This is a genomic window from Marisediminitalea aggregata (genome assembly GCF_900129565.1).
GTDB classification, from domain to species: Bacteria; Pseudomonadota; Gammaproteobacteria; order Enterobacterales; family Alteromonadaceae; genus Alteromonas; species Alteromonas aggregata.
In genome coordinates, this window is the sequence record NZ_FQWD01000008.1 from 146,447 (window position 1) to 159,142 (window position 12,696).

The window sequence follows — 12,696 nt, forward strand, 5'->3', positions numbered from 1 at the left end:
TCCCCGCGTTGTTGTCTTGCCGGGTTTCATTATTTCACAACACTCCATGAAGATAAGCTAAGCTTATTTCCAATGATGCTCAGCCAGTAGTTTAGTTTTGTTTGGTTGCGGTAATTGTTTACCAGCTGATGAGCACAGCTGTCTTTAGACTCTGTCTCACGGTGCTTTATTTCTAAGGTGCTTTCTTTGTTCATCCTGCTTATTCCTTGTAAGGGTGACGGTATGAACAGTGTGGCGGTTTGCCCTTTACATCACCAACGATCAATCCTAACATCACATATAAGTACAGGTTATGTTATTGGGGTGGCATGGATAAGCGTCTCAGGTGGCTGAACAACCTGCTGTGTTTTGAGGTAGCGGCGCGGCATCAAAGCTACAGTAAAGCCGCAGAAGAACTGGCGATTTCACAAGCGGCTGTGAGCCAAAAAATGCGTCAGTTAGAAGACTGCCTGAACGTAAGGCTATTTACCCGGCAAGCGCGAAATATGGCGCTGACTGCTCAGGGTAAAGTGTTACTGGCGTCTTGTCAGCAAGGTTTTTCCGATATCGTAGAAGGGCTGAATCAGGTTCAGGAAGCGCCGGTAGAAGGTGCGCTAACCGTCAGTTCTACACAGGCATTTTGCGCCTTGTGGCTGGTTCCGCGTTTAATCGACTTTTACACCGCACAGTCGCATATTAATATCAACGTGCTGGGCTCAAACCGGGTAGAGGATCTCAACGATGGGAAAATAGATGTCGCTATTCGCTTTAGTACCAGCAGTACGCATTTACACAAACCATCACTGGTGGTTGAGCAAATAGGCGACAATCCGGTATTCCCCGTCTGTGCACCGTCTGTTGCGGCCCGGTTATCTGCAAAGCACCCAAAAGACCTGCTATCTGCAAGACTCTTTAGTCTTGCCCATGAAAATAGAGTGAATTGGGAAACCTGGTTCGAATCTGCCCATGTAAATATTCATCAGACTTCATTGAATAAAACCGAGGTTACCTCGAGCGATCTGGCGTTAAGCGCTGTGTTGGCCGGGCATGGCGTGATGCTGGCTTCAGACATTATGGTTGGGGAGTACCTGAAGTCCGGGCAACTGTTGGTCCCGGTGGACTTCCCACATCCGGTGAGTTGGAAAGCACACTTGGTTTACCTGAAAAATTCCCCGAAACACAAACGTATCAAGGTGTTCTGCGACTGGCTGAAAGCGCAGATGCCGTTTGAGCGTTAGGGTGCAGAGAAGTCTTAGCTCTAATGATTTGAGCTGTAATTAGCTGATTACAGATTGGCGCTGTTTGGCAGGTGCCTTACGTGGTTAGGTGAATATATAAAGGGTTTAGGAGCAGAGAATTAGCGTAGTATTCGAATTTTATCTTTTTGCCACCTGAGCAAAATATTCGTTCGAAACCAGCCAGGCTTGACCAAATCATATTCCTTCTCTTTAACATCAAGAAAGCCATTTGGATTTATTTCTGCGATTGGCACAAGCAAATCGGTATTATCGAAAAAATAAACACGGTGACATTGTGAAGCCATATTGAACAGGTTCGATAAACTGCGGTTATATCTTGAGCGAATTTTCTCATCAGGCACAGGGTGACCACCTAATTGTACACGCTCATCAACGCGATCGACGTTAATTTCCGGATCAGCAATGCAAACATAGTAAAGGTAAGATTTAAATCCAAGAGCATTAGCTTCCATAATGTACTCTAAATGACTCTGGTGGCTCATAACAGATTCATAGCTATGGGATACTTTTTTGGATAGCCACATTTTCCGTTGGCCTGTGGCTATAGTCTGAGCAAGTTTCGATCTTTTTAGCGGATCAGGTTCATATTCGAGAAGTGTTAATTCAATCTCATCAGGATTGACATATTGGCCCAAAGGAACATCATATTTGTCTCTCAACTCGTTAGTTAACGTTGTTTTCCCTGAGCCATTAGGGCCAGCAATCAACCTTAACCTTGGCATAAATCTGATTCGAGTGGAGGAAAATTATCTATGTCATTTCTTTCACGAATCAGTTGTTCTGAGCCATCGGGATTTCGCTTAAAAATTTTGCCATTTTTCGCATAGGTGTAACTTACGCCGCGAAGCGAAGCTTGTTTTCGCGCAGTTCGAGATGCGTTTAGACCAATTTTGGTCAACGTAACAAAGTCGTTCAATGGATCTTGCCGTTTTACTACAGACACTTTCTTTACTGATTTGGTCATAGTTATCTCCAATTTCAGGTAAAATCATTGTATCCAGCAAACATTATAGTGGCAAGTTGAAGGTGGGTTGAGAAAATACAGGGATTAGTTAACTGCTGTTTGCACTACACATCAGTATGCAGTTCGTTGCAATGATGAAGTTGAATTAATGATGTGTGATTATTGAATTACCAAACCCGATATAGGTTATCGTTTGAGCGAGAGGTCAAGGAATGAATGCAATTGATGAATTAACTATTAGATACAATCTTTCGAAGGGTTTAATTGACTTTGATAGATTAAATCAGGATTTGACTGATCGTGAAATTTCTTGTGCCTTTGGTGGATTGGACTACGATACTTACAGGGTATTCATCTACTCAATTGCGCTTGGAAAGGCACCTGACAATTCATTGCTCACCCGCTTAAACGATGCGACGCAGCATGTAGTAAGGATTTATCCGGAGCTAACAAAATGCTACACCTCCTCGGTGATTTTTCGTAATTTACTGATGCTCGGAGAATATGAATCTATCAATGCGTCGGCACGTGACTTATTGGATTCTTATAGAGCCTGGAAAGGCTACGGAGGCGCGCCGCTAGGCGCGAGTGTGGTGGCCGCTGCTTTACTGTTAGGCGAGCCACTCGCCCCCTTTTATTTACCGGCGTTAGTAAAACGTAAAGTTGTGCACAAAGATTTAATACCGCTGATTGAGGAGGTTGAAGTTGGCTTTGTCAATTCAGATAAAGTGCACATTGCTAGCACTATCGATAAAATATTGTTGCTCCATGTTAAATCCATCCGAAAGATCGATAGAGGTACGTACCCGGAGCAAATCGATATATTTAGCGTCTTCGGACGATTAATTGCCGAAGTTGCCGCATTGAGAGGGTTCGATATCTTCGATTTGCTCAAGGAGCGTTGGCAACTATTAAAAATAAGAATCATGTATCCACCAGAAGACTTGTCTATCCCGGCTGATACCAAATTGCCGATTACCGTCGATTTACTGACTGCATGTATTAAGTAAATTTTGTGAGGTATGTCGTTGAAACAGAGTGTCTGACAAATTTCTATGCGAATTGTTATAAGTACCCGGGAAGAGTGTTAAAGAGTCTCTTGAATTTGTAAAGGGCGCAGGACTAAAAGTGAAATACAGTTGTGTGTGGTTCATAAAAATAGCCTGCCAACAGGACGTGGCAGGCTATGTCCGGTAACCCGCAGGCGGGTTACCCTTCCCAAACTGGTATTACGGGGCGGCTTGTTCACCGGCTAACAGCGCATCCAGGGTTTGTTGGTCGAAAACGGTATTCTGCTGACGGTTGAAGATACCTGAGTTCAGGGCGTCAAGACTGCCGTTGTCCCAATAAAAGGGTAGCAGGCCGTTACGCAGCGCCGCTTCAACTACGTACTGATGGTAATAGGCCCGACTGTCTAAATGACGTTGGAGATCGTCACCGGTCAGGTTGGTGCGTCGCATGGCCGAAAATTCCCCCAGAATAACCGGAATGCCCATATCAACAAACTGCACTTTCATTAACGCAAACTGCTCTTCCAACAGTGTTTCGTCACCAAATGTCGCGTTGCGTTCAGGTTGAGTATCTGAATGATAAGCCTCGCCCCAGAAGTAAAATTGAGCCCCCCAGCTTTCGTCTTCACGCATTAAGGTGAACTGATAGGGCGTGTAAAAGTGGACTTCTGCCATCAGGCGATTGGTAATGGTATCGACCGGCATATGGGTCCAGAGATCGTTCGTTTTTTCAATATCGGTAGTGGGCCCCTGGACCACTAAGGTTCGGTAGGCATTCTTACCACCGGTTTCGCGCACCGCGTCGACAAAGGTCTGATGGTATGTCAGTAACACTTCCATTTGTTCAGCATCTTCAACGGCGGGTTCGTTAGCGCTGGCAAACAGGAGTTTTTGGTCGAAGTCGCGAAGCTTAGTCGCAATTTGCTGCCAGAATGCGCGTTGTTTGGCATTCACATTGTCCTGTTGTTCAGTGGTGACGTTATTTTCCAGCCAACCGCCATCCCAGTGAATGTTTACCAGTACATAGAGATTTTCATCGATACACATTTGCACGACCTCATGCACGCGGTCTAACCAGGCGTCGTCTATTTTTGCGCTGTCCTGATCGGCGTATTGATCCCACGCCAGAGGAATGCGAATGGCATTAAAACCACTGTTTTTGATCAGCTTAATGAGCGCAGCAGAGACTTCCGGGTTTCCCCAGGCCGTTTCACCACCGGTGGCCTCCATGGTGTTACCAATGTTCCAGCCCAGTCTGATATCAGCGGCAATTTGCTGAGCATCTTTTTCCATGCCCGTCATATCGGCAGGCTGTGGTGTGGTGTTGTAGTCCGGATACAAGGTATCTGGCGTGCCGCCGTTGCCAGGATTGGACGGAGCCGGCGTATTAGGCGTAGGAGGCGTTTGCGTACTTGCGCCACCGCCGCCGCAGGCAAACAGGAACAGGGTGATAAGTAGCACAATACCGCTGCGATATGTCATGGAACAGGCCTCTGATTATTGTTTTGGCGAGTTGTGTTTCGTGTTTTTATGTCAACTCACTTGTTGGTATGAGGATGTCAGGGTACTCAATGTTATTGTTTTAACATACACGTAGCTCACTGTATTTATTGTGATTTGCAAAAATTGTTAGTTTATTTGCGATTAGTGTTAGTGGCTGTTCTGTTCGCTTTTGGGAGAGCTGGCTTTATCGAAGTGTTGTTTAAAGGATTTCGGTGTGCAGCCGTATTCCTCTTTAAACAGTTTGTTGAAGTACGAGATATTTTTATAGCCAACGGCGTAGGCAATATCAGCGATATTACCGTTGTCGGTAATTGAAAGTAAGCGACTGGCTTCGGCTAAGCGAAGCTTATTCAGGTACCCCGTAAACGTAAGACCAAGTTCAGCTTTCAACAGCTCATTCATTTTGGTGCGATTGATACCGAGGGCATTGACGGCCATGTCAACGTTGAGTTCCGGATTTGAGAAGTGTTCAGCCAGATAACGGATAATTGAATCACTGGGGCTATTGCGGTGAGGGGCTAACGAGAGTTGCTGATAAGCAACCAACGGGCGCTCGCTTAAGATTTTGTGTTGTAACCCCGACACCAACGCGTGGCCATGGGCACGCACAAACCAAACGATATAGCCAAGCCAAAGTAGTATCAACAGGCCTGCTGTAAGGTACAACGTTTGCCAATCCTCACCGCGCAGAGTCAGGGAATTTACCTGTACCCGAATCGTTTCGTTGAGCGGGCTTTGTGCCGTGGTGCCGAGTTGAATTTTCGCGACCTGCTCCAGTGAATATCCGTTGTCGGCAAGATTCAGGTTAAACATATGGAGCCACCACGCCGGCAGGGTCATATCGGTAAGGTCCAGAGTAACGGGTTGCCATTGGCTACTGCAGTTAAAATAGCTATGGGGGGCCCGGTAAGTCAGATAGTTATGAGGCTGGGTAATGACCGAATCTACCGTGTACACAAGCATCGTCAGTACAGTGTTGGTGGAGCACTTTATTTGAAAGGTGATGTGTTGATAGGCGCTGAGATCACGGTGTATACGCTGGTTGTTGGCATCGTGAAAAACCATGGATACGGCAGTATACGGGCGTTCTATCGTCTCGGTTAAGCGCAATTCAGCATCCAGTAAAAAGCTGTCGTCACTGAGGAAAGCGGTTGAGCTGCCGCCATCATACTGGTCGGTATCCGTTTCACTGAACCAACCATAGGTGCTTGCTTGTCGAGGCATGAGCGGACTGCTCAGAAACGTCTGGTCGAGAGCAATCAGAACCAGAACAATACTGGTAACAAGTAATATAAGCAGGCCGTAGAGAGCCCGCTTATAAAAACCGATCATTGTGGCTGCCTCTGTTTCATATGCAGGCTATTTCGACCGAATCCGCAGTGACGTGGTGCCCAGTTCCTTATTGGTCGCGGTAAGAATGATGTCTCCACTGTCGTGGTTTTCACTCTGAATGATAACCAGTACCTTGCCACTAAACGCATTGCGCTGGTGTGACACAAATGGCGTAAAGTCAGTGGAATCGCCGTTGTCGGTGGCCACAATGCGCCCAGGTCCACTGAGGGTAAAGGCAATGTTGTGGGTCGCAGTAGGAACGAACCGGCCCGCCTCATCAACAATATCTACCGTAACGAATGACAAGTCGCGACCGTCGGCATGAATAACACTGCGGTCGGCAGATGCTGCAAGGGCTGCAGCAGGGCCAGTAGTTTCAACCCGCTCATGGGCCCATGGCTTACCGTCTTTATAGGCAACTACTTCCACACTGCCAGGTGTATAGCGAATGTCATCGAACCGAATGCGGTATGCCAGTGGCGCTTTCTTTTTACGCCCTTTGGACTCGCCATTGATAAATAACTCTACTTCATCACCTGAGGTAAATACATGAATAGGTGTGATTTCGCCCTCACGGCCCTGCCAGTTCCAATGAGGCAGGATATGCGCCATAGGGAGGTCTGGCCGCCACTGACTTTGATACAAATAAAACCGGTCTTTCTTGAAACCAGCCAGATCGATCATGCCCGAATAGGAACTGCGCGCTGAATAGTAAGGCGTGGGCTCTCCGATATAATCGAATCCATTCCACACAAACTGCCCCGCAACGTATGGATGTGTATCGATATAGCGGAATACCTTGTCGGCAGATGAGCCGAAGTCGACGGCATGTAATTCATAGCTACTGACCTGATGAATACGGGAGTCTCCACCTCGCCCATCGCGCACAGGTGCACTGAATTCCGGTGTAACAGGGAATAAATAAATCCCGCGGGAACTGAAAGCTGAAGCCGTTTCACTCGACAAGATAACTTTGTCCGGATGGGCCTTGTGAAATGCCGGGTAAGAGGGGGGCGTGCGAATGCGATTAGTCCCTTCGAACTCAGGTGCCTGTCGTATTCCTTCGCCCTGATAGTTGAGACTGATTAAATCCATTGCTGCACTGAAAGGAAAATCTGCTTTCGCCCAGTTCATTGATGCGGTGACAGGGCGCGTCGGGTCTTCACTTTTTACAATGGCTTTTAGTGCCAGCGCCACTTTTGCGCCGTCTTCGCCAGTGTACTGCTCACCGACTTCATTGCCGATATACCACATGATCACGGAAGGATGATTTTTATCCCGGCGCACCAACGCGCGTAGATCCTGTTCGTGCCAGTCGGCAAAAATCAGATGAAAATCAAGCGGCGTCTTTTTCTTATACCAGCTGTCGAAGGATTCGTTTAATACCAGGATACCCATTTTATCTGTGAGCGTAAGCAGTTCTGGGGCGGGGGGATTGTGCGCCATGCGAATCGCGTTCACGCCCATTTCCTGCAATATTTCTAACTGACGCTCTGCGGCACGTAAGTTAAACGCCGCGCCCAAAGCGCCTAAATCGTGGTGTTGATTGACGCCTTGCAGAGGAGTGTGCTCACCATTAATAAACACCCCTTTATTCGGATCAAATTGCAAATCCCGAATGCCAAATGCCGTGGTGTACTGATCGAGCACGCTGCCGTTTTCTTTAAGGGTGGTGACAACGGCATAACGATGGGGTGTTTGTTGCGGGGCAGGTCCCCACAGTTTGGGATTAGCCAGTTTGGTGAATGAGCTTGATGTTTGATCCCGGCCCGGCTGCACAGTGACTATTTCGGATGTCAGCGTTTGCACTGGTGTGCGGCTTAATTGATCATCGACGGACAGTTCATAAATGGCGTGTTGCATAGTGACCGTGCGGGCAGATGAAGTATTATTTGTTAATCCGGTCTTAATGGATATATCCGCGCTTTCGGCAGTGACATGGGGCGTAATAACTTGTGTGCCCCACTGGCTAACATGTACCGGTGAGGTTTTTTCCAACCACACGTTGCGGTAAATACCCGCTCCCGGATACCAACGCGAAGACTGAGGCGGATTGTCTAAGCGAATAGCCAGTTGATTTGGGCGGGTGGTTGACACATAGGGGGTAAGATCCAAACGATACGAGCTGTATCCATAAGGCCAGCCGCCCACTAATTTTCCATTCAACCACACCATGGAATAAGACATTGCGCCGTCAATATGCAGGTAAATTTGCTTACCTTTGTCGGTATCTGAAAGAGTAAATTGCTTGCGATACCAGGCCACACCATGACTGGGTAAACGCCCCATACCCCCGCCGACTTTTGGGTTGTCGCCGGTGTAAAACGGACCTGCTATTGCCCAGTCGTGGGGTAAGGTGACTGCCTGCCAGTCGGCATCGTTAAAGTCGTGCTGAACGAACGGGAAATCCTCACCCGGGTTACCTGCCGGTCGGGTGTGTCGCTTGGCTGGATCATGAATAAATGCGTTTCCGGATGGCAGTATCCAGGGCTTTAAAATATCGGCCTGACTGGAAATAGAGACTGCATCGGTGGGGCGCGTATCGGCAGCCTGACTATCATTAAATCCCTCTACTGCGGGACGGGTATCATAGATTAGCGTGTCGGCTTGCTGGTTGTCGGCATACCGGTAAAAACGCCAGTCGTTATTCAGGTCTACCCGTTCCCGGGGGGACGCTGTTAGGCTTGAACTTGCAATAATAGCGACGCAAGCAACCAGCCACTTGGTAAACTTGTAATCAGGCATGCCTTGTTCCTTTTTATCATTTGTAATACAAGTAGTTGTTGCCAATATACAGGCATGGCGTACATATAAAAGGCAATTGCAGATTAAGTAATTGCAATACGAAATTTCTGAAACCGACCTTTTCCTTTCCCGGTAAAAGGCAAGGTAAGCTTGGTGTTTTAGTGGGTGTAAACAGAACAGGAAATTCAACATGACATGCCGTTGGGGCGTTATAGGCCCGGGTAATATTGCCCAAACATTTGCCGATGCGTTAAAGGTCTTACCGCAAGGTGAGCTTTACGCGGTGGCTAGCAGAAATACTGAACGTGGTCAGGCCTTTGCCGACAAGAATGGCGCAAGCGTGCTGCACAGCAGTTATCAGGCATTGGTTGACGATCCTATGGTTGATGTGGTGTATATCGCCACACCGCATAGCCATCATTATCCGGTCGCGCGACAAGTACTGGCTGCCGGCAAACACTTGTTGCTGGAGAAACCGCTTACGGTTAATGCATCCCAAACCTGTGAACTGGTGGCGTTGTCAGAACAACATAAATGCGTGTTCCAGGAGGCGTTATGGAGCCGCTTTATGCCTTGTTTCGCAACGGTAAAAGCATGGATTCAACAGGGGCGAATTGGCCAGTTGAAATACATTACGTCGCAAATTGGCTTTAAATTCAGTGGCGACGCTACGCACCGATTACTCAACCCCGCTTTAGCAGGTGGCAGTTTGCTGGACCTCGGGGTATACAGTGTCAGTATCAGTCAGTACCTGTTGGAGGAAAACCCTGTTCAGGTGAGTGCTATAACCACACCAGCAGGCGCACCAGTGGATCACAATACATTTGTGACCATGCAGTATGCTTCTGGTGCGGTGAGCCAGTTTGTCAGTACCATTAATGCCCAGTGCAGTAACGTGATGACCATTCACGGCAGCAAGGGGTTTATTCATATTCCCGGGCGTTTCTGGGAAGGCCTCGGTTGCAGTCTGTTTGTGGATGACGAGTGTATTGAAGCACAATCGTTTACCCATCGTGCTAACGGGTTTGAATATCAAATAGAAGCAACCATGCAACTGATTGCTGAGCAGGAGAGCAGCGATAAACGTATGTCTCATACCGACAGTGTGGGTGTCATGGATACACTGGATAGTATCCGTAACACACTGGGCCTTAAATACGATAATGACATAGAAACGTTATAATCGGGCGGAACGCGAAAATAAAAAAGCCCGGCGCATGGGGTCAAGTCATGGCCGGGCTTTGGAAACAGGAGCGTCGTTACCCTTCCATATGCTCCAATTCTTTGCCTTTGGTTTCGTTGACTAACTTCACCACGAAGAATACGGAGAGCAGTGCGAACAACGCATAGAAACCGTAAGCACCCGCCAGGCCAATACCCGCTAATAGCATTGGGAAAGTAATGGTGATCACGAAGTTAGAACCCCATTGCACCAGTCCACTGACGGCCAGGCCTGAACCCCGGATCTGATTCGGGAACATCTCACCCAGCATTACCCACATCACAGGTCCCCAGGACAGGTTAAAGAAGAACACGTACATATTGGCAGCTACCAGTGCTGTGGTGCCCCAGTCACCCAGTACCAGTTTGCCATCAGGTGACTGACTGGCATTCAGGAACGCAATGACCATTACCGACAAGGTAATTGCCATACCAACCGAACCCCACTTTAACAGTGGTTTACGGCCAATTTTATCGATAACAAGCAAGGTGATAACACAGGCTGCAATACTAATGGCACCACTTAAAACATTGATAAGCAGAGCATCTGATTCGGAGAAGCCAACGGCTTGCCACAGTACCGCGCCATAGTAAAACACCACGTTAATCCCCACTAATTGTTGGAACGCGGCGAGGCCAATACCTACCCATACAATCGGACGGACTTTACCTGTTGCCTTTTCTTTTAAGTCTGACAAACGCGGCTGGTGGTCGCTAGCCAGAGACTGCTTTATTTCCGCCAGTTTCAGTGTGGCGGCCTCGCTGCCCTGAAGTTTAGTCAATACCTGCGTGGCTTTATCAGTTGCACCACTGGATACCAGAAAGCGCGGGCTTTCAGGGATGAACCACAACATAAAGAAAAACAAGAATGCCGGGACGAGCTCGATCCAGAACATCCAGCGCCAGGCTTCATAATTCATCCACAGCGTGTTGGTTGAGCCAGCCGCTTCACCCGCCAGCAAGTAGTTGCTCAAAAAGGCGGCGAACAAGCCACTGATGATTGCGATCTGTTGAATGCTGGTAAGCATGCCGCGATAACGGGCTGGCGAGACTTCGGAAATGTAGGCCGGCGCCATCACCGACGCAGCACCCACGGCGAGGCCACCAAGTACACGGTATATAACAAATTCAAATGACGACGTTGCAATGCCAGAACCCCAGGCACTCACAATGAATAATACCGCGGCTGCAATTAACAGCGTGCGACGTCCGTATTTGTCGGCAAAGCGACCGGCGAAGAACGCGCCCACCGCACAACCCAACAGCATACTGGATACATTGAAACCCGTACCGGCACTCGCCGAATTAAAGGCTTTTTGCAGACCGTCAACCGTGCCGTTAATAACGCCACTGTCAAAGCCAAACAAAAAACCGCCGATGGTCGCAACAATACTAATGAATACCACAAAACCAATGTTGTCATTGCTGGTGGTGGTATCGGATGAATTCATAGTCGTTTCCAACATGATTACGGCTCCAGGTACGGATCGATGGTCACGATGGTGCCATCCGGGTTGTAAGTAAGTTCAGTCATTTTCACGCTGCGCAGGTGCGTTTTACCGCCAGATAGCGAGCTGTCGTGATAGAACAGGTACCACTTACCTTTAAATTTGGCGATAGAGTGATGGTTTGTCCAACCGAGTACGGGTTTTAGGATGACGCCCTGATAGGTGAATGGGCCATACGGGTTGTCGCCAATGGCATAAACAATTTTATGGGTGTCACCGGTGCTGTAGGAGAAGTAATACTTACCCTGATACTTATGCACCCAGGCGGCTTCAAAGAAACGGCGGTCGTTGTCACCCTGTAAAATAGGCGTGCCGTCTTTATCCAGAATTTCCACTTCTTTTGGCGCTTCGGCGAATGACAACATATCGTCCGCCATCTTGGCAATGCGCGGTTTTACTGCAGGCGCATCGTCAGCCGGATATACATCTTCTGGGTTGTAGGTGCCGCCTTCATAGCGCTGCAATTGCCCACCCCAAATGCCGCCGAAATACATGTAGTAACTGCCGTCGTCGTCTTTATAGACGGCGGGATCCATACTGAAGCTGCCTTCAATGGGCTCTGGTTGTGCGGTAAACGGACCACCAGGCTTGTCGCTGGTTGCTACGCCGATGTGAAATACATCCTGTTTGTCCTTTAACGGGAAGTACAGATAATAAGTACCGTCTTTATAGGCTGCGTCAGGCGCCCACAACTGGCGGCCTGCCCAAGGAATATCTTTTACTGAAAGCGCGACACCGTGGTCGGTGACTTCGCCACCCACTTCGTCCATAGACAGCACATGGTAATCGCGCATGTCGAAGTGATCACCGTTGTCATTTTCCGGAATGCCAGACTCCACATCATGTGAAGGGTAAATGTAGAGACGGCCTTCGAATACGTGCGCTGAAGGGTCGGCAGTGTAGATATGCTCAACCAGTGGTTCGGCTAAACCACTTTTATCCTTGCTTGCTGTTTGTGTAGCTGGCGCTGCTGCGCTACTGGCAGCAGTCTCTGCCTGGTTAGCGGGTCCACAAGCACTAAGGACTAACGCGGATACTACTGCGGAAAAAGTTAATTTGTAAGAATGTTGAAACGTCACAACACGCTCCCTGAATGTTTACTGATGTTAGCTTGGCATAATGCAGTGATGAGACGACTTGGGCAATGTTACCAGCCTGTAAAACAAGAAAAAGAT

The 12,696-nt window shown here is 48.2% G+C and carries 10 protein-coding genes; 3 read left to right on the forward strand and 7 right to left on the reverse strand.

From position 1 onward, the window contains the following. The first annotated feature begins 308 nt into the window (after positions 1-308). Positions 309-1,217 carry a LysR substrate-binding domain-containing protein gene (locus tag BUB81_RS20445; RefSeq protein WP_073325211.1) on the forward strand — a complete coding sequence of 303 codons (909 nt, stop codon included), beginning with the start codon at positions 309-311 and terminating at the stop codon, positions 1,215-1,217. A 119-nt stretch (positions 1,218-1,336) separates the two neighbouring features. Here BUB81_RS20445 and BUB81_RS20450 read toward each other — a convergent pair whose 3' ends face one another. Next, a complete protein-coding gene (locus tag BUB81_RS20450; RefSeq protein ID WP_139241648.1) occupies positions 1,337-1,960 on the reverse strand; it encodes an ATPase in 624 nt (207 codons plus the stop codon). Then, entirely contained in the window at positions 1,948-2,202 is a 255-nt protein-coding gene (locus BUB81_RS20455; protein WP_073325213.1) for a hypothetical protein, read from the reverse strand. Before BUB81_RS20455 ends, BUB81_RS20450 begins: the two co-directional genes overlap by 13 nt. A gap of 212 nt (positions 2,203-2,414) precedes the next feature. Here BUB81_RS20455 and BUB81_RS20460 point away from each other — a divergent pair, with 212 nt between their 5' ends. After that, positions 2,415-3,212 carry a hypothetical protein gene (locus BUB81_RS20460; RefSeq protein WP_073325214.1) on the forward strand — a complete coding sequence of 266 codons (798 nt, stop codon included), beginning with the start codon at positions 2,415-2,417 and terminating at the stop codon, positions 3,210-3,212. Positions 3,213-3,431: 219 nt separating this feature from the next. Here the strand turns inward: BUB81_RS20460 and BUB81_RS20465 are convergent, their stop codons facing one another. The 3 genes from BUB81_RS20465 to galB form a co-directional block, all read right to left on the reverse strand. Continuing rightward, entirely contained in the window at positions 3,432-4,694 is a 1,263-nt protein-coding gene (locus tag BUB81_RS20465; protein ID WP_217653486.1) for a glycoside hydrolase family 5 protein, read from the reverse strand. Between the two features lie 168 nt (positions 4,695-4,862). Continuing rightward, positions 4,863-6,047: a helix-turn-helix domain-containing protein gene (locus tag BUB81_RS20470; RefSeq protein ID WP_073325215.1), complete on the reverse strand. Its 1,185-nt coding sequence runs from the start codon at positions 6,045-6,047 to the stop codon at positions 4,863-4,865. Between the two features lie 27 nt (positions 6,048-6,074). After that, positions 6,075-8,792 (reverse strand): beta-galactosidase GalB, encoded by a 2,718-nt coding sequence (gene galB / locus BUB81_RS20475; RefSeq protein ID WP_073325216.1) that lies wholly within the window; start codon positions 8,790-8,792, stop codon positions 6,075-6,077. Between the two features lie 190 nt (positions 8,793-8,982). On the opposite strand from galB, the gene BUB81_RS20480 reads away from it, so the two are divergent. Further along, positions 8,983-9,975 carry a Gfo/Idh/MocA family protein gene (locus tag BUB81_RS20480; protein ID WP_073325217.1) on the forward strand — a complete coding sequence of 331 codons (993 nt, stop codon included), beginning with the start codon at positions 8,983-8,985 and terminating at the stop codon, positions 9,973-9,975. 76 nt (positions 9,976-10,051) lie between these two features. Here the strand turns inward: BUB81_RS20480 and BUB81_RS20485 are convergent, their stop codons facing one another. Both BUB81_RS20485 and BUB81_RS20490 read right to left on the reverse strand, forming a co-directional pair. After that, positions 10,052-11,464: a sugar porter family MFS transporter gene (locus BUB81_RS20485; RefSeq protein WP_073325254.1), complete on the reverse strand. Its 1,413-nt coding sequence runs from the start codon at positions 11,462-11,464 to the stop codon at positions 10,052-10,054. A gap of 17 nt (positions 11,465-11,481) precedes the next feature. Then, positions 11,482-12,600 carry a glycoside hydrolase family 43 protein gene (locus tag BUB81_RS20490; protein ID WP_073325218.1) on the reverse strand — a complete coding sequence of 373 codons (1,119 nt, stop codon included), beginning with the start codon at positions 12,598-12,600 and terminating at the stop codon, positions 11,482-11,484. Positions 12,601-12,696: the final 96 nt, after the last annotated feature.

Excerpts from the sequence above, each read along its gene's own strand:
- BUB81_RS20480 (WP_073325217.1), top strand. The coding sequence starts at position 8,983 with ATGACATGCCGTTGGGGCGTTATAGGCCCGGGTAATATTGCCCAAACA.
- BUB81_RS20455 (WP_073325213.1), bottom strand. The coding sequence starts at position 2,202 with ATGACCAAATCAGTAAAGAAAGTGTCTGTAGTAAAACGGCAAGATCCA.
- galB (WP_073325216.1), bottom strand. The coding sequence starts at position 8,792 with ATGCCTGATTACAAGTTTACCAAGTGGCTGGTTGCTTGCGTCGCTATT.
- BUB81_RS20450 (WP_139241648.1), bottom strand. The coding sequence starts at position 1,960 with ATGCCAAGGTTAAGGTTGATTGCTGGCCCTAATGGCTCAGGGAAAACA.
- BUB81_RS20460 (WP_073325214.1), top strand. The coding sequence starts at position 2,415 with ATGAATGCAATTGATGAATTAACTATTAGATACAATCTTTCGAAGGGT.
- BUB81_RS20465 (WP_217653486.1), bottom strand. The coding sequence starts at position 4,694 with ATGACATATCGCAGCGGTATTGTGCTACTTATCACCCTGTTCCTGTTT.
- BUB81_RS20470 (WP_073325215.1), bottom strand. The coding sequence starts at position 6,047 with ATGATCGGTTTTTATAAGCGGGCTCTCTACGGCCTGCTTATATTACTT.
- BUB81_RS20445 (WP_073325211.1), top strand. The coding sequence starts at position 309 with ATGGATAAGCGTCTCAGGTGGCTGAACAACCTGCTGTGTTTTGAGGTA.
- BUB81_RS20485 (WP_073325254.1), bottom strand. The coding sequence starts at position 11,464 with ATGAATTCATCCGATACCACCACCAGCAATGACAACATTGGTTTTGTG.